The sequence below is a fragment of the Kluyvera cryocrescens NBRC 102467 genome (assembly GCF_001571285.1).
GTDB lineage: Bacteria > Pseudomonadota > Gammaproteobacteria > Enterobacterales > Enterobacteriaceae > Kluyvera > Kluyvera cryocrescens.
The window spans coordinates 98739-117250 of record NZ_BCTM01000010.1 but is presented as its reverse complement, the minus strand read 5'-3'; the positions used below and the strand labels follow the sequence as shown (position 1 = coordinate 117250).

Sequence of the window (18512 nt, the reverse complement as noted above, 5' to 3'; positions counted from 1 at the left end):
TGTTTAAGTTAAGACTTGGTTTGTTCTGACGGAGCTGCACCAGCTTCGGCCGGCTGTTTAGCGTCAGAAGTGACTTCCTGGGCTTTAACCTGCACGCCCGGTTTCACTTTTTGCAGACCGGTGATAATCACGCGATCGCCATCTTTCAAACCTTCAGTCACCAGCCATTTATCGCCAATGGCCTGTGTTGCAACGATCTGACGGGTCTCGACTTTATCGCCTTCACCTACCACCAGCGCAGTAGCATCACCACGTGGCGTACGGGTTACACCCTGCTGTGGAACCAGCAGCGCATTCGGGTTGGTCCCTTCTTCCAGACGTGCGCGGACAAACATTCCCGGCAGCAGCGTGTGGTCTGGGTTCGGGAAGACCGCGCGCAGCGTAATCGAACCGGTGGTCTGGTCAACGGTAACGTCAGAGAATTCCAGAGCGCCGCTCTGCGGATACTTGATGCCATCGTTGGTCACCAGGTCCACTTTCGCTTTGCCGTTTTCCTGCTTCAGTTTGCCGTCCATCAGCTCTTGCTTCAGACGTAAAAAGTCGTTGCTGGATTGGGTGACATCAACGTAGATAGGATCTAACTGCTGCACGGTTGCCAGCGCCGTAGCCTGACCGTTTTGCACCAGCGCACCTTCGGTTACGTTGGATTTACCAATGCGTCCGCTGATCGGCGAAGTCACTTTGGTATAAGCCAGGTTAATGCGTGCGGTTTCAACGGCGGCCTTCGCGGCCAGCACGGCGGCGTTAGCCTGCTGTGCATCGGCGACAGCGGTGTCATAATCCTGACGGCTGATGTACTGAGTGCCGAGCAGTTTTGAATAGCGGTTAACGGTCAATTTCGCGATATTGGCGGCGGCCTGTGCCTTCGCTAAATCGCCTTTTGCGCTTTCATAAGACGCCTGATAGGTGGCTGGATCAATCTGATAGAGCGACTCGCCCGCGGTGATATCGCCACCCTCGGTAAAGTTACGCTTCAGAATAATACCGCTGACCTGCGGACGAACTTCCGCTACGCGGAATGCGTTTGTGCGGCCGGGTAATTCTGTCGTGATTACAAGAGGTTCAGATTTGAGCGTCACTACGCCGACTTCTGGCGCGTGTTGGGCTCCTTGCTGAGCTGGTTTGTCGTCACATCCTGTTAGCGCTAAGCTGCCTGAGAGCATCAGAACGACCGCCAGAGGCGTTAACCCTCTGTTTTTGTTCATATGTAAACCTCGAGTGTCCGATTTCAAATTGATCAATGGAACAAGCGTCCACAAACCCATTGCTGCGTTCGTATTATCGTCATACTATGGTACATACATTCATAAATGTATGTAAATCTAACCTCTGCAAATTCACCGACCTATGGCACGAAAAACCAAAGAACAAGCGCGAGTTACGCGTCAGCACATACTGGATGTTGCCCTACGGTTGTTCTCACAGCAGGGGGTATCATCCACTTCACTGGCCGAGATTGCAAAAGCGGCCGGGGTGACGCGCGGCGCCATTTACTGGCACTTTAAGGATAAGTCGGATCTCTTTAACGAAATCTGGGCGTTATCAGAATCCAGCATCAGCGATCTTGAAATTGAGTATCGGGTAAAATTCCCGGACGATCCACTCTCAGTTTTAAGGGAAATCCTTGTTTACATCCTGGAAGCAACCGTGGTTGAAGAACGCCGACGCTTGATGATGGAGATTATCTTTCACAAGTGTGAGTTTGTCGGTGAAATGGCGGTTGTGCAACAGGCACAGCATAATTTATGTATAGAAAGTTACGATAGAATTGAACAGGCGTTAAATGACTGTGTGATGGCAAAAGCATTACCGACCAATTTATTAAGTCGCCGGGCGGCTATTCTCACTCGCAGCTATATTTCCGGGCTCATGGAGAACTGGCTGTCGACGCCGACGTTGTTCGACCTGCGGGCTGAAGCGCGAGCCTATGTCGCGATTTTAATCGAAATGTACCAATTTTGCCCGACGCTACGCGGGGAAACGGATACTTAACGTCTAAGAAATTACCTGGAAGAATCCTGGGTTCTCTGGCTATTCGACCGTTGTCTTAAGTGCTATTCTGCGCCGGTAATTCTCTCCGGCTCGCTACCGGCTTTAACCACTACTCGTGTTAACATTATGCTGCATAACATCCGCCCACGGGCTACGATCTCTGCATTTTTCATTGTCGCTGTTTGCTTTCTCTTTTCTATTGCCGCGGTGCAAGCTCGCGCGCTAAGTAATAATGATATTCCTGACCGCGCTGATGTTCAGGATCAGCTTAATACCCTTAATAATAAGAAAGACCTGACGCCGCAGGACAAGCTGGTGGTACAGGACCTGAGCGAAACGCTCCAGTTGCTGGATAAAATCGACCGCGTGAAGGATGAGTCCGCGCAGCTGCAAAAGCAGGTGGATCAAGCGCCAGCCAAGCTGCGTCAGGCGACGGAGAATTTGAATGCGCTAAGCGATGTTGATAATGATGACGAGACGCGCAAGACCCTGAGTACGTTGTCGCTTCGTCAACTGGAAGCGCGCGTGTCGCAGGCCGTTGACGACCTGCAAAATGCGCAAAACGATCTGGCCACCTACAACAGTCAACTGGTGTCGCTGCAAACGCAGCCGGAACGCGTTCAGAACGCCATGAATTCGGCGTCGCAGCAGCTTTTGCAGGTGCGTAATAGCCTGAACGGTACCACCGTCGGCGATACGCTGCGTCCCACTCAGCAGACGATGATGCAGGTGCAAAAAACGCTGCTTGATGCTGAAATCGAGTTCCAGCGTAAAAGCCTTGCGGGCAACACGGTGCTTCAGGATACCCTGCAAAAGCAGCGTGATTACGTGACCGCATACAGTACCCGCCTTGAACATCAACTCCAGCTGCTGCAAGAAGCGGTTAACAGCAAGCGTCTACTGCTGTCGGAAAAAACCGCCGCGGAGACCGCTTCGCCTGAAGAAACCGCGCGGATTCAGGGGAACCCGCTGGTAAAACAGGAACTGGAAATTAACCATCAACTGAGCCAGAAGCTGATTACCGCCACCGAAAGCGGCAACCAACTGGTGCAGCAAAATATCCGGGTCAAAACCTGGCTTGATCGCGCGCTGCAGTCGGAAAGCAATGTCAAAGAGCAAATCGCCGTACTCAAAGGCAGTCTGCTGCTTTCGCGTATTCTCTACCAGCAGCAGCAGACGCTGCCGTCGGCGGACGAGCTGGAAGATATGACCACGCGCATTGCCGACCTGCGGCTCGAGCAATTTGAAATCAACCAGCAGCGTGATGCGCTGTTCCAGAGCGATGAGTTTGTCGCCAAGCTGGAAGAAGGTCACAGCAGCGAAGTGGATAGTGAAGTTCATGATGCGCTGCTGCAGATTGTGGATGCGCGCCGCGAAATGCTCGACCTTATCAACAAACAGCTCGGCAACCAACTGATGATGGCTATCAACCTGCAAATCAATCAGCAGCAGTTGATGAGCGTGTCGAAAAGTTTGAAATCCATTCTGACGCAGCAAATCTTCTGGGTGAACAGCAACAGACCGATGGACTGGGATTGGATTAAATCCTTCCCTGGCGCGTTGAAAGACCAGTTTAAGGCGATGAAAATCACCGTGAACTGGGAGAAGGCGTGGCCTGCGGTATTTATTGCTTTCCTCGCCGGGCTGCCTCTGCTGCTGATTGCCGGTTTGATTCGCTGGCGGCTGCAGTGGCTGCGTGATTATCAGAATAAGCTTGGCGATCAGGTTGGTAACCTGCGTAACGACAGTCAACTGCACACGCCAAAAGCGATTTTGATCGACCTCATCCGCGCCTTGCCGGTGGTACTGCTTATTTTGGCGGTAGGCCTGGTGCTGCTGACGATGCAGCTGAATATCAGCGTACTGCTGTGGGCATTTTGTAAAAAGCTGGCAATCTTCTGGCTGGTCTTTGGCCTGTGCTGGAAGGTCCTGGAGAAAAATGGCGTGGCTGTGCGCCACTTCAATATGCCAGAACAGTTGACCAGCCATTGGCGACGTCAGATTGTCCGTATCAGCCTCGCGCTGCTGCCGCTGCACTTCTGGTCCGTGGTGTCTGAGCTTTCGCCGCTGAACCTGATGGATGACGTGCTGGGGCAGTTTGTTATTCTACTGAACCTGCTGGTTATCGCGATTCTGGCGTGGCCGATGTGTCGTGAAAGCTGGCGAGACAAAGAGTCGCACAGCCTGCGTCTGCTCACCGTCACCGTGCTGTCGCTGGTTCCGGTGGGGCTGATGGTGCTCACTGCCACCGGGTACTTCTATACTACGCTGCGCCTTTCTGGCCGCTGGATTGAAACCGTTTATCTGGTTATTTTCTGGAACCTGCTGTATCAGACCGTACTGCGTGGCCTAAGCGTGGCCGCGCGCCGCATCGCATACCGCCGCGCGGTCGCCCGCCGTCAAAACATGGTGAAAGAGGGCGCCGAAGGGGCCGAGCCGCAGGAAGAACCGACCATCGCGCTGGAACAAATCAACCAGCAGACGCTGCGCATTACCATGCTGGTGATGGTGGCGCTGTTTGGCGTGGTGTTCTGGGCGATTTGGTCTGATTTGATCACCGTGTTTAGCTATCTCGACAGCATTACGCTATGGCATTACAGCGGCACCGAGGCTGGCGCCAGCGTGGTGAAAAACGTCACCATGGGCAGCCTGCTGTTTGCGATTATCGCCTCGATGGTGGCCTGGGCGCTGATTCGCAACTTACCGGGGCTGCTGGAAGTGCTGGTGCTCTCGCGGCTGAACATGCGTCAGGGGGCCTCCTACGCGATTACGCAGATCCTTAACTACGTCATTCTGGCCGTCGGGGCCATGACCGTCTTTGGCTCGCTTGGCGTATCGTGGGATAAGCTGCAGTGGCTGGCCGCCGCGCTGTCCGTTGGTCTTGGTTTTGGTTTGCAGGAGATCTTCGGTAACTTCGTGTCCGGCCTGATTATTCTGTTTGAGCGTCCGGTGCGTATTGGCGATACCGTCACCATCGGCACCTTCTCAGGGACGGTCAGTAAGATCCGTATTCGTGCGACCACCATTACCGATTTTGACCGTAAAGAGGTCATTATCCCGAATAAAGCGTTCGTCACCGAACGTCTGATCAACTGGTCGCTCAGCGATACCATTACCCGTGTGGTTATCCGCCTCGGCGTGGCTTACGGCTCGGATCTGGATAAAGTGAAAGCCGTGCTGCTGCAGGCGGCGACCAGCCATCCGAAAGTGATGCACGATCCGGAGCCGTCGGTGTTCTTCACCACCTTCGGGGCCAGCACGCTCGATCACGAACTGCGTCTGTACGTTCGCGAGCTGCGCGATCGTAGCTATACCGTTGATGAGCTGAACCGCACCATCGATCGTCTGTGTCGTGAAAATGACATCAACATTGCCTTTAACCAACTGGAAGTGCATTTGCATAATGAAAAGGGCGATGAAGTGACGGAAGTGAAGCGGGACAATAAAAACGACGGCACGCCGCTGATTGCGGATTAACGGAAAAAAGGCGACAGAGATGTCGCCCTCTTTTACTCGGTCTGAATGGCGAGATCATCGGCGGTTAAGCCGGTCAACTGGGTTATCAGAGTGACTGAGAGCCCGGCGTTTAACATGTTATGCGCAATCTTAACGGCCTCTTCCCGACGACCAAGCGCTTCGCCTTGCTCCATTCCTTGTACTACACCCTGCTTTTGCCCTTTTTCGGCGAGCCATTCTGCAATGGTCATTAGCTGTTCCCTATGCTGTGGTGAATATTCCGCGAGTTTGGCGATGAGTTGTTCCGGCTGCTGCGTGCCGCCCGCCTGCAGCATATAGTGAATCAGCGCCGCTAACTGTGGAGCAGTTAACCAATTTTCTATCAGCAGTGCCCCCAGGCGGTCGAGTAACGTCGCGAGATCGCGCTGACGTATATGTTTAAACAACAGTTCCAGCATTGCCATCCGGCGGTGGGTCATGATCTGATCATCGGGAATCACGGTGATATCCACCAGCGGAAAATCGTGCGTATACAGTTGGGCTGCCAGCGCGGGATCGGCAAACAGCGCCGTCCAGTTCAGGCGATAGGGCCAGGGGCTGGCGCAACCGTGATAAAAAAGCATCGGGATCACCAGCGGCAGCATGTCGTGGCCAGCATCCAGGTGCCGCTGCATGGCGGCGATGGCATAGCGCATCAGGCGAAAGGCCATCAATTTATCCGTGGAGCTTTGATGTTCAATTAATACGTAGATATAGCCTGGTCCATCGCGGGTTTGCAGCGCGTAGAGAATATCGGAGTAGCTGGCTCGTAGATCCTCTTCAACAAAACTGCCTGAAGTCAGTTGCAGCGTTTCCAGATCGCAAAGTGCGAGGAGGCCAGCGGGAAGGTGGGCTTCCAGAAAATCGCGGGCGATCGCCGTATGGTGTAAAAACTGCTTAAAAATGGCGTCGTGCGGGGTCGCCGAGAAAATTTTCATGATAATCCGTCATCACCTTTTCCATACGGTGACGGAAAATTTGCCATAGACGATGACGGCGAGGTAGCTGGCAATTGCGTATTTTACGATGCGTTTTCCGCATTTTTTAGCTTGTTAACATAATCTTGCCGCACCATTTCCAGCGCGCTTAGCACAATTTCCGGGGCGATCTGATTGCTCTCCAGCAGCTCGATAATATCAACCGCCAGTTTGACATCATCCGGGGCGTTTTCCAGCGACATAGCTTCTCCTTGTTAGCGCGTCATCCGCGCGAGCACTCGTTCAATTTCCTGTAGCGCCTGCTGACAGCGCGCGATGCGGCCATCAAAAGCGGTAATTTCACGTGCCAGGCGCTGCTGGTCATCCAGCGTGATGGCCTGCTGATACTGCTGTTGGCGCTGCTGCTTCATTTCCAGCAGACGACGTTCAAAATCCTGCGTTTCCAACCGTTTGCGCTGCCAGCGGCGTAGGCCGGGTGATGCGCTGTCCCATACCCGCAGCGACCAGGCTTCGCTCTCCCGGCTAATTGCTTCAAGTTGCGCGGTCAGGCGCTCGGCAAGCCAGGCAACCTGCGGCAGCTTCTGCTGCTCAACGGCATGTTTAAGCTCGTGAAAATTTGCCTGCGCTTCGTCAAGGTAGGCCTGCATTTGCGTGCTGCGCGTACGAAAGAGTTGGCGATCGAAACGGGCGCTCAGGGTGGCATGCGTGGCCTGCGGCGCGATACGCGTCTGCAAACGGGCAAGCTGTTGTTCTAGCGTTTGTAAAAGCAGGGCCGTTTTCACCAGGTTCTCCGTTTTAATCTTATCGGCTATGCTACATTAGCAGACTCATTTGATAACGATTCGCATTATGCAGCGTACTATTCTACTCATTATTGGCTGGCTGGCGGTAGCCCTCGGCACCCTTGGCGTGGTTTTACCGCTGCTGCCGACGACACCGTTCATTCTGCTGGCCGCGTGGTGCTTTGCCCGATCGTCGCCGAGGTTTTACGCCTGGCTGCTCTACCGCTCGTGGTTTGGCGGCTATTTACGCCACTGGCAGCGCTATAAAGCGATGCCGCCGGGGGCTAAGCCACGGGCGATTGCGCTGATTTTACTGACTTTTGCGATCTCGCTATGGCTAGTGAACATGCTCTGGGTTCGCCTGCTGCTGTTGGTGATTCTCTGCGCGCTGCTGATTTTCATGTGGCGTATCCCGGTGGTTGATGCAGAACAACAAAAGTCGTGAACCGCATTAATGGTGTTGCAATTCTACGAGCTAGCCAGTAAATTCTGGCGTTTTCGAGCACAGGCGCGCCCGGTTAAAATTTAAGCATTCAACATTTTTAACCCGTTTTGCTCGCCTTGAGTAACACTGTTTTAATTAGGCACAAACCTATGACCGCTACTGCACAGCAGCTTGAATATCTGAAGAACAGCATCCAGAGCATCCAGGATTATCCAAAACCTGGCATTCTTTTCCGTGATGTCACCAGCTTACTGGAAGACCCGAAAGCCTACGCGCTCAGCATTGAACTGCTGGTTGAGAAGTACAAAGATGCCGGTATCACCAAAGTGGTGGGGACCGAAGCACGTGGTTTTCTGTTTGGTGCGCCGGTTGCGCTGGCGATGGGCGTAGGTTTTGTCCCGGTACGTAAGCCGCGTAAACTGCCGCGTGAAACCATTGCTGAAAGCTATGAGCTGGAATACGGCACCGATCAACTGGAAATCCACGTTGATGCAATTAAAGCTGGCGACAAAGTGCTGGTGGTTGACGATCTGCTGGCGACCGGCGGCACAATCGAAGCGACCGTGAAGCTGATTCGTCGTCTGGGTGGTGAAGTGCACGATGCGGCATTCATCATCAACCTGTTCGATCTCGGCGGCGAGCAGCGCCTGGAAAAACAGGGCATCACCAGCTATAGCCTGGTGAATTTCCCGGGTCACTAAGCATTTCCCGATACATAGCCTCGCCGATCTGGCGGGGCTGTGATAGCATTACCCCTTCCAGAATCCACCTTCCAGCGTTTCAGAGCCAGCCAATGAGTTATCAGGTCTTAGCCCGAAAATGGCGCCCACAAACCTTTGCTGACGTCGTCGGCCAGGAACATGTGCTGACCGCACTGGCGAACGGCTTATCGTTAGGGCGCATTCATCACGCATATCTCTTTTCCGGCACCCGCGGTGTGGGGAAAACGTCTATCGCCCGTTTACTGGCTAAAGGACTCAATTGCGAAACCGGCATTACCGCGACGCCGTGCGGCGTGTGCGATAACTGCCGTGAAATCGAACAGGGGCGTTTTGTCGATCTGATTGAGATCGATGCCGCCTCGCGTACCAAAGTTGAAGATACCCGCGATCTGCTGGACAACGTCCAGTATGCGCCGGCGCGCGGCCGCTTTAAGGTCTATCTGATCGATGAAGTGCACATGCTTTCCCGTCACAGCTTTAATGCCTTGCTGAAGACGCTGGAAGAGCCGCCTGCGCACGTTAAATTCTTGCTGGCGACCACCGATCCGCAAAAGCTGCCGGTGACGATTTTGTCGCGTTGCCTGCAGTTCCACCTGAAAGCGCTTGACGTTGAACAGATTCGCCATCAGCTAGAGCACATACTTGATGAAGAGCATATCAGCCACGAGCCTCGCGCCCTGCAATTGCTGGCCCGCGCGGCGGACGGTAGCCTGCGTGATGCGCTGAGTCTGACCGATCAGGCGATTGCCAGCGGGGAAGGCCAGCTCACCACGGTATCGGTAAGCGAAATGCTCGGCACGCTTGATGACGATCAGGCGCTGTCGCTGATTGAAGCGCTGGTGGCGGCTAACGGCGAACGCGTGATGGAACTGGTCAACGATGCTGCGCTGCGCGGCGTTGATTGGGAAGCGCTGCTGGTCGAAATGCAAAGCCTGCTGCACCGTATTGCGATGGTTCAGCTGTCGCCTGCGGCGCTGGGCAGTGATATGGCGGCGATTGAACAACGTATGCGCAATCTGGCGCGAACGGTACCACCAACCGACGTTCAGCTTTATTACCAGACGCTGCTGATTGGCCGTAAAGAATTGCCGTATGCACCGGACCGCCGCATGGGCATAGAGATGACTCTGCTGCGCGCGCTGGCATTCCATCCGAATGCGCCGCTACCCGAACCGGAAGCACCGCCGCAGGCCTTTGTGCCCGCTAGCGCCCCGGTGACGCAACAGCCGCCATCGATGCCGGCCTCCGCCCCCGTGACGCCGCCCCCGTCGGCTTCGCTCCCTGATTCAACCAATCAGGTGCTGGCCGCACGTCGCCAGCTACAGCAGGGCAGCCAGGGAGCAACCCAACCAAAAAAGAGTGAACCGGCAGCCGCTTCCCGCGCGCGGCCGGTGAATAACGCTGCGCTGGAAAGACTGGCATCGGTATCCGAACGCGTTCAGGCGCGTCCGGCCCCGTCGGCGCTGACGAAGCCTGCGGCGAAGAAAGAGGCCTATCGCTGGAAAGCGACCACGCCTGTCGCCGAGGTGAAAAAAGAGGAAGTCGCCACGCCGAAGGCGCTGAAGAAAGCGCTGGAGCATGAGAAGACGCCTGAGCTTGCGCAAAAGCTGATGGCGGAAGCCATTGAGCGCGATGAGTGGGCGGCGCAGGTCAGCCAGATGGCGCTGCCAAAGCTGGTTGAGCAGGTCGCGCTTAACGCGTGGAAAGAACAAAATGGCCAAGCGGTGTGCCTGCATCTGCGTCCGACGCAGCGGCATCTGAATTCGCCCGGTGCGCTACAGAAGTTGACCGAAGCGATGAGCACTTTATACGGTGCACCTGTTGAATTGACCATCGTGGAAGATGATAATCCGGCGGTGCGTACGCCGCTGGAGTGGCGACAGGCCATTTACGAAGAGAAGCTTGCGCAGGCGCGCGAGTCAATTATCGCGGATAATAACATTCAGACCCTGCGTCGATTCTTCGATGCGGATTTGGATGAAGAGAGTATTCGCCCCATTTGATTGTGAGCCTGGCTCACGATTGTCATCCTTTAACGTGACTTATTGAGAGAGAAGCCTATGTTTGGTGGTAAAGGCGGTCTGGGTAACCTGATGAAACAGGCCCAGCAGATGCAGGACAAAATGCAGAAAATGCAGGAAGAAATCGCTCAGCTGGAAGTGACCGGTGAGTCTGGCGCAGGTCTGGTTAAAGTGACCATCAACGGTGCGCATAACTGCCGTCGCGTTGAAATCGACCCAAGCCTGTTGGAAGACGACAAAGACATGCTGGAAGATCTGGTGGCTGCGGCCTTCAACGATGCAGCTCGTCGTATCGACGAAACGCAGAAAGAGAAAATGGCTTCCGTTTCCTCCGGTATGCAGCTGCCGCCAGGCTTTAAGATGCCATTCTGATGCAAACCAGTCCGCTGTTAACTCAGCTGATGGAAGCACTGCGCTGTCTGCCGGGTGTTGGCCCAAAGTCAGCGCAGCGCATGGCGTTTACCCTGCTTCAACGTGACCGCAGCGGTGGAATGCGTCTGGCGCAGGCATTAACGCGTGCGATGTCGGAAATCGGCCACTGTGCCGATTGCCGTACCTTCACCGAGCAGGAGGTGTGCAACATTTGCTCGAACCCGCGTCGTCAGGAGAACGGTCAGATTTGCGTGGTGGAGAGTCCTGCGGACATCTACGCCATTGAGCAGACTGGGCAATTCTCTGGCCGCTACTTCGTGCTGATGGGCCACCTCTCGCCGTTGGACGGTATTGGTCCGGACGATATCGGGCTCGACCGACTTGAGCAGCGTCTGGAAACGGAGCAGCTCACCGAGGTTATCCTCGCCACCAACCCAACGGTGGAAGGGGAGGCGACCGCCAACTATATCGCCGAGCTGTGCGCGCAGTCAGGCGTTGAAGCCAGCCGTATCGCCCACGGCGTGCCGGTTGGTGGCGAGCTGGAGATGGTCGATGGCACGACGCTGTCGCACTCCCTGGCCGGGCGCCATAAGATTCGTTTTTAATCAATCGAGAGCAGGTTTTACTGCTCTCGCTTGAAATCCTTCCTACCCATCCCCATTTTCCTGTCATCGCTTTTTTTTACCTTGTAATCAGCATTGAGGTATTTTGCAATGAAAGGACAAGAAACCCGTGGCTTTCAGTCAGAAGTAAAACAGCTTCTGCACCTGATGATCCATTCTCTGTATTCTAATAAAGAAATCTTCCTGCGTGAGCTTATCTCTAACGCTTCAGATGCGGCGGACAAACTGCGTTTTCGCGCGCTGTCGACGCCGGATCTGTATGAAGGCGACGGCGAACTGCGCGTCCGCGTCTCCTTCGATAAAGATAAGCGTACGTTGACCATTGCCGATAACGGCATTGGTATGAACCGCGACGAAGTTATCGATCATCTCGGGACTATCGCCAAGTCCGGCACCAAGGCGTTCCTCGAATCCATGGGTTCCGATCAGGCGAAAGACAGCCAGCTTATCGGTCAGTTCGGCGTAGGCTTCTACTCAGCGTTTATCGTCGCTGATAAAGTCACCGTGCGCACCCGCGCGGCCGGTGACAAGCCGGAAAACGGCGTGTTCTGGGAGTCCGAAGGTGAGGGGGAATACACCGTTGCCGATATCACCAAAGCGGATCGCGGTACTGAGATTACGCTGCACCTGCGCGAAGGCGAGGATGATTTCCTCGACGACTGGCGCGTGCGCTCCGTTATCAGCAAATATTCCGACCATATCGCACTGCCGGTCGAGATTGAAAAACAGGAAGAAAAAGACGGTGAAACCGTCGTTTCCTGGGAGAAAATCAACAAGGCGCAGGCGCTGTGGACGCGTAATAAAGCTGAGCTTAACGACGACGAATACAAAGAGTTCTATAAACACATTGCCCATGACTTTACCGATCCGCTGACCTGGAGCCACAACCGTGTGGAAGGTAAGCAGGAGTACACCAGCCTGCTGTATATCCCATCGCAGGCGCCGTGGGATATGTGGAATCGCGATCACAAGCACGGCCTGAAGCTGTACGTGCAGCGTGTGTTCATCATGGACGACGCTGAGCAGTTCATGCCGAACTACCTGCGCTTCGTTCGCGGGCTGATAGACTCCAACGATCTGCCGCTGAACGTGTCCCGTGAAATTCTGCAGGACAGCACCGTCACCCGTAATCTGCGCAATGCGCTGACCAAACGCGTGCTGCAGATGCTGGATAAGCTGGCTAAAGATGATGCGGAGAAATACCTGACCTTCTGGAAACAGTTCGGTCTGGTGTTGAAAGAAGGTCCGGCGGAAGACAACGGCAACCAGGAGGCGATCGCTAAACTGCTGCGCTTCGCTTCGACGCATACCGACTCTTCTGAGCAGACCGTGTCGCTTGCCGACTACGTTTCGCGCATGAAAGAAGGTCAGGAGAAGATTTACTACATCACCGCCGACAGCTATGCCGCAGCGAAGAGCAGCCCGCACCTCGAGCTGCTGCGTAAGAAAGGCATCGAAGTGCTGCTGCTTTCTGACCGTATCGACGAGTGGATGATGAACTATCTGACCGAGTACGACGGCAAGGTGTTCCAGTCGGTGGTGAAGGCCGACGAATCCATCGACAAACTGGCGGATGACGTTGACGAAAGCGCGAAAGAAGCGGAAAAAGCGCTGACGCCATTCGTAGAGCGCGTGAAAACGCTGCTGGGCGATCGCGTGAAAGAGGTGCGTCTGACTCATCGTCTGACCGATACCCCGGCTATCGTCACCACCGATGCAGACGATATGAGCACCCAGATGGCAAAACTGTTTGCCGCTGCGGGCCAGGCTGCACCGGAAGTGAAATACATCTTTGAACTGAACCCGGATCACGTGTTGGTGAAACGCACCGCCGATACCCAGGACGAAGAGCAGTTTAAAGAGTGGGTTGAACTGTTGCTCGATCAGGCGCTGTTCGCTGAGCGCGGTACGCTGGAAGATCCTAACCAGTTCATTCGCCGCATGAACCAACTGCTGGTGTCGTAAGTCTTATCCTCACCCTCTCTCTGGCAGGGGGAGGAAACTGGCCTCGCGCGGGTTTCCTTCCTCTGCCAGTGGAAGAGGGTATCAAACCCCTTCTCGCTAAAATATCGTACCATTAACCGTTTCAGCCGCCCCTCCTTCCTTGAGCCATCGCCGTTCTGGTGGTATCGTTTAGCGCTTTTTTTAAAATATTGACAACCTTTGAGGGGATTTTCGCAATGCGTATCATTCTGCTTGGCGCTCCGGGCGCGGGGAAAGGAACTCAGGCACAGTTCATCATGGAGAAATATGGCATTCCGCAAATTTCCACCGGTGACATGCTGCGTGCCGCGGTAAAATCCGGCAGCGAGCTGGGCAAACAAGCTAAAGACATCATGGACGCGGGCAAACTGGTTACCGACGAACTGGTTATCGCGCTGGTGAAAGAGCGTATTTCTCAGGAAGACTGCCGTAATGGTTTCCTGCTGGATGGCTTCCCGCGTACGATCCCACAGGCTGACGCCATGAAGGAAGCGGGTATCAACGTTGACTACGTTCTGGAATTCGACGTTCCTGATGAGCTGATCGTTGACCGTATCATTGGTCGTCGCGTTCACGCGGCATCTGGCCGTGTTTACCACATCAAATTCAACCCGCCTAAGGTTGAAGGTAAAGATGACGTGACCGGCGAAGAGCTGACCACGCGTAAAGACGATCAGGAAGAAACCGTGCGTAAGCGTCTGGTTGAATACCATCAGATGACTGCACCGCTTATCGGTTACTACTCCAAAGAAGCGCAGGCGGGTAACACCAAGTACGCGAAAGTTGACGGTACCAAAGCCGTTGCCGACGTACGCGCTGAACTGGCAAAAATCCTCGGTTAATGTTTCTCGTCCTTCAGCATGTTCAGTGCCGAATGGCGGCATAAACGCCGTATCCGGCCTACAGAGTATTCCGTAGGCCGGGTAGACGTAGCATCATCAGCACCTTATCTCAGCGCCTCTCACAGCAATTAGTTTTTCTTCTTCGCTTTTCCGCTACAATTATCAACAATTTGAATCGATAAGAGGCGGTAATGCATCATAAGAAACCCGGTATTCTGCTGGTTAACCTCGGCACCCCTGATGCGCCGACGCCGGGCGCAATTAAACGTTACCTGCTGCAATTTCTCAGTGACCGACGCGTTGTCGATACCCCACGGCTGCTGTGGTGGCCGCTGCTGCGCGGCGTGATCCTACCCATTCGCGCCCCGCGCGTGGCGAAACTCTATCAATCCGTCTGGATGGAAGAGGGATCACCGCTGATGGTCTATAGCCGCCGTCAGCAGCGTGCGCTGGCCGCACGCCTGCCGGACGTGCCGGTTGTATTAGGGATGAGTTATGGCACGCCGTCGCTGCAAAGCGCGGTGGATGAGCTGTTAGCGCAGGGCGTTGACCAACTGATCGTTCTGCCGCTCTATCCTCAGTACTCTTGCTCAACCGTTGCGGCGGTGTGGGATGAACTGGCGCGCATTCTGGCGACCAAGCGCGCGATCCCCAGCGTGTCGTTCATTCGTGACTATGCCACTGACCACGACTACATTCAGGCGCTGGCCGCCAGTGCGCGGGCCTCATTTGAACGTAACGGCGAACCGGAAGTGCTGCTGCTGTCCTACCACGGCATTCCCCAGCGCTATGCCAATGAAGGTGATGACTATCCGCAGCGCTGCCGTGACACCACGCGCGAGCTGGTCTCTGCGTTAGGCATTTCGCCTGATAGAGTTATGATGACCTACCAATCCCGTTTTGGCCGTGAACCGTGGCTGACGCCGTACACCGACGAGACGCTGAAAATGCTCGGTGAAAAAGGGGTGAAACATATTCAGGTAATGTGCCCGGGCTTCTCTGCGGATTGTCTGGAAACGCTGGAGGAAATTGCGGTACAGAACCGTGAGGTGTTCCTCGAGGCGGGTGGACAGAAGTATGAGTATATTCCGGCGCTGAACGACGATGACGCGCACATTACGATGATGGCCAATCTGACCGCGTCGTATCGCTAATCGCAAGCAGGCGGGGGAGTGTGCTACTATTCTCCGCCTGTTAACGGCCACACAAAAATCACCATGAAATTTCCCGGTAAGCGCAAATCTAAACACTATTTCCCGGTGGACGCTCGCGATCCGCTGCTAAAACAGATCCAACCTGAGAGCGAAACCAGCGTCTCATGGGTGGTCGGTATCGACCAGACGCTGGTGGATATCGAAGCCAAAGTCGATGATGCGTTTATCGCGCGCTATGGCCTGAGCGCCGGGCACTCGCTGGTGATTGAAGATGAGGTTGCGGAAGCGCTGTACCAGGAACTGGTACGTGAAAATCTGATCACTCACCAGTTTGCCGGTGGGACGATTGGCAACACGATGCACAACTATTCCGTGCTGGCGGACGATCGCTCGGTCCTGCTCGGCGTGATGTGCAGCAATATCGAAATTGGTGGCTACGCCTATCGTTACCTGTGCAATACCTCCAGCCGTACGGATCTCAACTATTTGCAGGGCGTGGATGGGCCTATTGGCCGTTGCTTCACCCTGATTGGCGATGCCGGAGAGCGAACCTTTGCCATCAGCCCAGGACACATGAATAAGCTGCGTCCGGAGAGTATTCCTGAGTCCGTTATCGCCGGGGCTTCTGCGCTGGTGCTGACGTCCTATCTGGTACGCTGTAAACCGGGCGAACCGATGCCGGACGCCACCATGCAGGCTATCGCCTACGCGAAGAAATACGACGTGCCGGTGGTGCTAACGCTGGGGACCAAATTTGTTATCGCCGATAGCCCGGAGTGGTGGCAGAGCTTTATCAAAGAGCACGTGTCAATTCTGGCGATGAATGAAGAAGAGGCGGAAGCACTGACCGGACTGAGCGACCCGCTGCAGGCCGCAGATAAAGCATTGGATTGGGTCGATCTGGTGCTGTGCACCGCCGGGCCTACCGGGCTGTATATGGCGGGCTTCACCGAAAATGATGCCAAACGGAAAACGCAGCATCCGCTGCTGCCGGGGGCTATTGCTGAATTCAACCAGTACGAATTCAGCCGGGCGGTACGTTTTAAAGATTGTCAGGATCCGCTGCGTATCTATTCGCATATTGCGCCGTTTATGGGCGGGCCTGAGAAGATTATGAACACCAACGGCGCCGGTGACGGCGCGCTGGCCGCGCTGCTGCACGATATAACCGCCAACGCCTACCATCGCACGAATGTACCCAACTCCAGCAAACATCAGCACAACTGGCTAACCTATTCGTCGTTGGCGCAGGTCTGTAAGTATGCGAACCGGGTGAGCTATCAGGTATTGAACCAGCACTCTCCGCGTCTGACGCGTGGGCTGCCGGAGAAAGAAGATAGCCTTGAAGAGGCGTACTGGGAACGCTAAGTGGATATAGCAACGGGGGCCAATGGCCCCCGCTTTTTTTCACTACCCGCTCACCGCCTCTTTCAGCGGCGGCTCACTCAGTAGCCCCAGCATGGTTTTCGCAATCTCACGTTCGCCCATCACCACTTCATTTGCGCCTCGCTCGCTAATGTAAGCGACTTCGTCGTCATAATGCGCACGGGCGATAATCTCAAGGTGCGGGCACTTCTCACGGGCGCTGGCCACAATCTCACCGGCCTCGTAGCCGTTAGGAATGGTCAGCAGCAGCCAGCGGGCGCAGTCGAGGTGCGCGAGATTCATGATCTCTTCATTGGCGGCGTTGCCCAACACCGCACGAATGCCGCGCTCGCGCAGCTCGTCTACACGAGTACGCGAGGTTTCAATCACTACCAATGGAATGCCCTGGGCCATTAACTTCTCCCCCAGCAGGCTCCCTACGCGGCCATAACCGACCAGCAGCGCATGGTTGCAGATATCCACCGGGATCTGCTTTTCGTCTTCCAGCGCTTCTTCCAGCGTCTGTTCTTCCAGCGTTTCCGTCTTCTCGAGATACTTCTCAAGCACCGTGAACAGCACTGGATTGAGCATAATGGAGAGGATTGCACCCGCCAGCACCAGGTTTTGTCCGGCCTGCGGTAACAGATCCAGCGCCATGCCCAGACCGGCAAGAATAAAGGCGAATTCACCAATCTGCGCGAGGCTGGTGGCGATAGTCAGCGCGGTACGCTGCGAGTGGCCAAACAGGCGCACCAGCCCAAAGGCTGCCAGAGATTTACCGAAGATAATGATGGCCAGCGTCGCCAGTACGGCCAGCGGTTGCTCAATCAGGATCAGCGGATCAAACAGCATGCCGACGGAGACGAAGAACAGCACCGCAAACGCATCGCGCAGCGGCAGCGTGTCGTGGGCGGCGCGGTGGCTAAGCTCGGATTCATTTAGCACCATACCGGCGAAGAAGGCACCCAGCGCAAAGGAGACATCGAACAGTTCAACGGCGCCAAAGGCGATGCCCAGCGCCAGCGCCAGGACCGAGAGGGTAAACAGTTCGCGAGAGCCCGTTGCGGCGCTGCGTGAAAGGATCCACGGCACCAGGCGACGACCAACCAGCATCATGATGGCGATGAACGCCACGACTTTACCAATCGTAATGGCCATATCCATTGCCAGCGAGGCAAGGCCAATGTTCTCTTTTTCCATCATGCCGGCGACGGCTGGCAGCAGAACCAGCGTCAGCACCATGACCAGATCTTCGACGATAAGCCAGCCGATGGCGATTTGCCCTCGCTGACTATCAATAAGCTGTCGTTCTTCCAGCGCGCGCAGCAGCACCACGGTACTGGCGGTGGAAAGACACAGACCAAAGACGATACCGGTCATCATTGACCAGCCTAAGAAGGTGGAGAGCAGCATCCCCAGCAGCGTGGCGACGGCTATCTGAGCAATCGCTCCGGGGATGGCTATCGACTTTACCGCCATCAGATCCTTGAGCGAGAAATGGAGACCCACGCCAAACATCAGCAGAATAACGCCTAATTCTGCCAGTTCCGGCGCAAGTTTGGTGTCAGCGACAAATCCTGGAGTAAACGGTCCGGCCAGCACGCCCGCTAATAAATAACCTACCAGAGGGGAAATTCTTAACTTATTGGCAATCATGCCAAGGAAAAAAGCGAGCACAAGGCCACCAACAATGGTGGTGATAAGCGGTGTGGCGTGATGCATTCCGTCTCCTTTCGTCGTGATGCGTGGTTCCATTTTTGGTGCAGAGTGTCAAAACA

16 protein-coding genes and 1 other annotated feature are annotated in these 18512 nt (G+C 55.0%); of the genes, 11 read left to right on the top strand and 5 right to left on the bottom strand.

The features are described from left to right. Window positions 1-8: 8 nt before the first annotated feature. Window positions 9-1205, bottom strand: a complete 1197-nt coding sequence (gene acrA / locus KCR01S_RS08400; RefSeq protein ID WP_061282046.1) for a multidrug efflux RND transporter periplasmic adaptor subunit AcrA — start codon at window positions 1203-1205, stop codon at window positions 9-11. A 142-nt stretch (window positions 1206-1347) separates the two neighbouring features. Here acrA and acrR point away from each other — a divergent pair, with 142 nt between their 5' ends. Both acrR and mscK read left to right on the top strand, forming a co-directional pair. Beyond that, complete coding sequence (gene acrR / locus KCR01S_RS08395; RefSeq protein ID WP_061282044.1) at window positions 1348-1992, top strand: multidrug efflux transporter transcriptional repressor AcrR; 645 nt, start codon at window positions 1348-1350, stop codon at window positions 1990-1992. Window positions 1993-2118: 126 nt separating this feature from the next. Next, entirely contained in the window at window positions 2119-5469 is a 3351-nt protein-coding gene (gene mscK / locus KCR01S_RS08390) for a mechanosensitive channel MscK (protein WP_061282041.1), read from the top strand. Window positions 5470-5501: 32 nt separating this feature from the next. Here the strand turns inward: mscK and KCR01S_RS08385 are convergent, their stop codons facing one another. The 3 genes from KCR01S_RS08385 to priC form a co-directional block, all read right to left on the bottom strand. After that, window positions 5502-6425 carry an Rpn family recombination-promoting nuclease/putative transposase gene (locus KCR01S_RS08385; RefSeq protein WP_061282039.1) on the bottom strand — a complete coding sequence of 308 codons (924 nt, stop codon included), beginning with the start codon at window positions 6423-6425 and terminating at the stop codon, window positions 5502-5504. An 83-nt stretch (window positions 6426-6508) separates the two neighbouring features. Further along, complete coding sequence (gene rsmS / locus KCR01S_RS24055) at window positions 6509-6667, bottom strand: pleiotropic regulatory protein RsmS (protein ID WP_072277122.1); 159 nt, start codon at window positions 6665-6667, stop codon at window positions 6509-6511. Between the two features lie 12 nt (window positions 6668-6679). Next, entirely contained in the window at window positions 6680-7207 is a 528-nt protein-coding gene (gene priC, locus KCR01S_RS08380) for a primosomal replication protein N'' (RefSeq protein ID WP_061282037.1), read from the bottom strand. A gap of 67 nt (window positions 7208-7274) precedes the next feature. Here priC and KCR01S_RS08375 point away from each other — a divergent pair, with 67 nt between their 5' ends. From KCR01S_RS08375 to KCR01S_RS08335, 9 genes are all read left to right on the top strand, one after another. Continuing rightward, the gene (locus KCR01S_RS08375) at window positions 7275-7652 is read left to right on the top strand and encodes a DUF454 family protein (RefSeq protein ID WP_061282034.1); all 378 of its coding nucleotides are present in this window, start codon (window positions 7275-7277) and stop codon (window positions 7650-7652) included. 149 nt (window positions 7653-7801) lie between these two features. Next, the gene (gene apt / locus KCR01S_RS08370) at window positions 7802-8353 is read left to right on the top strand and encodes an adenine phosphoribosyltransferase (RefSeq protein WP_035891847.1); all 552 of its coding nucleotides are present in this window, start codon (window positions 7802-7804) and stop codon (window positions 8351-8353) included. 92 nt (window positions 8354-8445) lie between these two features. After that, complete coding sequence (gene dnaX, locus KCR01S_RS08365; RefSeq protein WP_061282032.1) at window positions 8446-10377, top strand: DNA polymerase III subunit gamma/tau; 1932 nt, start codon at window positions 8446-8448, stop codon at window positions 10375-10377. Then, window positions 9707-9771, top strand: a sequence feature (DnaX frameshifting element). It overlaps the preceding gene by 65 nt. 57 nt (window positions 10378-10434) lie before the next feature. Further along, window positions 10435-10767: a YbaB/EbfC family nucleoid-associated protein gene (locus tag KCR01S_RS08360; protein ID WP_052283815.1), complete on the top strand. Its 333-nt coding sequence runs from the start codon at window positions 10435-10437 to the stop codon at window positions 10765-10767. After that, window positions 10767-11372, top strand: coding sequence for a recombination mediator RecR (gene recR, locus KCR01S_RS08355; protein WP_061282030.1), 606 nt, complete (start codon window positions 10767-10769; stop codon window positions 11370-11372). The genes KCR01S_RS08360 and recR overlap by 1 nt, the downstream gene beginning before the upstream one ends. 108 nt (window positions 11373-11480) lie before the next feature. Then, window positions 11481-13355: a molecular chaperone HtpG gene (gene htpG, locus KCR01S_RS08350; RefSeq protein WP_061282027.1), complete on the top strand. Its 1875-nt coding sequence runs from the start codon at window positions 11481-11483 to the stop codon at window positions 13353-13355. Window positions 13356-13570: 215 nt separating this feature from the next. Further along, window positions 13571-14215, top strand: a complete 645-nt coding sequence (adk, locus tag KCR01S_RS08345) for an adenylate kinase (RefSeq protein ID WP_061282025.1) — start codon at window positions 13571-13573, stop codon at window positions 14213-14215. Window positions 14216-14406: 191 nt separating this feature from the next. After that, window positions 14407-15369 (top strand): ferrochelatase, encoded by a 963-nt coding sequence (gene hemH, locus KCR01S_RS08340; RefSeq protein WP_061282024.1) that lies wholly within the window; start codon window positions 14407-14409, stop codon window positions 15367-15369. 63 nt (window positions 15370-15432) lie between these two features. Beyond that, complete coding sequence (locus KCR01S_RS08335; protein ID WP_061282176.1) at window positions 15433-16737, top strand: inosine/guanosine kinase; 1305 nt, start codon at window positions 15433-15435, stop codon at window positions 16735-16737. Window positions 16738-16779: 42 nt separating this feature from the next. Here KCR01S_RS08335 and ybaL read toward each other — a convergent pair whose 3' ends face one another. Then, a complete protein-coding gene (gene ybaL / locus KCR01S_RS08330; RefSeq protein WP_052283810.1) occupies window positions 16780-18456 on the bottom strand; it encodes a YbaL family putative K(+) efflux transporter in 1677 nt (558 codons plus the stop codon). Between the last annotated feature and the right edge of the window lie 56 nt (window positions 18457-18512).

Bases quoted from the DNA above. Each gene is read 5' to 3' on its own strand.
- acrA (WP_061282046.1), bottom strand. From the start codon at position 1,205: ATGAACAAAAACAGAGGGTTAACGCCTCTGGCGGTCGTTCTGATGCTC.
- acrR (WP_061282044.1), top strand. From the start codon at position 1,348: ATGGCACGAAAAACCAAAGAACAAGCGCGAGTTACGCGTCAGCACATA.
- mscK (WP_061282041.1), top strand. From the start codon at position 2,119: ATGCTGCATAACATCCGCCCACGGGCTACGATCTCTGCATTTTTCATT.
- KCR01S_RS08385 (WP_061282039.1), bottom strand. From the start codon at position 6,425: ATGAAAATTTTCTCGGCGACCCCGCACGACGCCATTTTTAAGCAGTTT.
- rsmS (WP_072277122.1), bottom strand. From the start codon at position 6,667: ATGTCGCTGGAAAACGCCCCGGATGATGTCAAACTGGCGGTTGATATT.
- KCR01S_RS08375 (WP_061282034.1), top strand. From the start codon at position 7,275: ATGCAGCGTACTATTCTACTCATTATTGGCTGGCTGGCGGTAGCCCTC.
- apt (WP_035891847.1), top strand. From the start codon at position 7,802: ATGACCGCTACTGCACAGCAGCTTGAATATCTGAAGAACAGCATCCAG.
- dnaX (WP_061282032.1), top strand. From the start codon at position 8,446: ATGAGTTATCAGGTCTTAGCCCGAAAATGGCGCCCACAAACCTTTGCT.
- KCR01S_RS08360 (WP_052283815.1), top strand. From the start codon at position 10,435: ATGTTTGGTGGTAAAGGCGGTCTGGGTAACCTGATGAAACAGGCCCAG.
- recR (WP_061282030.1), top strand. From the start codon at position 10,767: ATGCAAACCAGTCCGCTGTTAACTCAGCTGATGGAAGCACTGCGCTGT.
- htpG (WP_061282027.1), top strand. From the start codon at position 11,481: ATGAAAGGACAAGAAACCCGTGGCTTTCAGTCAGAAGTAAAACAGCTT.
- adk (WP_061282025.1), top strand. From the start codon at position 13,571: ATGCGTATCATTCTGCTTGGCGCTCCGGGCGCGGGGAAAGGAACTCAG.
- hemH (WP_061282024.1), top strand. From the start codon at position 14,407: ATGCATCATAAGAAACCCGGTATTCTGCTGGTTAACCTCGGCACCCCT.
- KCR01S_RS08335 (WP_061282176.1), top strand. From the start codon at position 15,433: ATGAAATTTCCCGGTAAGCGCAAATCTAAACACTATTTCCCGGTGGAC.
- ybaL (WP_052283810.1), bottom strand. From the start codon at position 18,456: ATGCATCACGCCACACCGCTTATCACCACCATTGTTGGTGGCCTTGTG.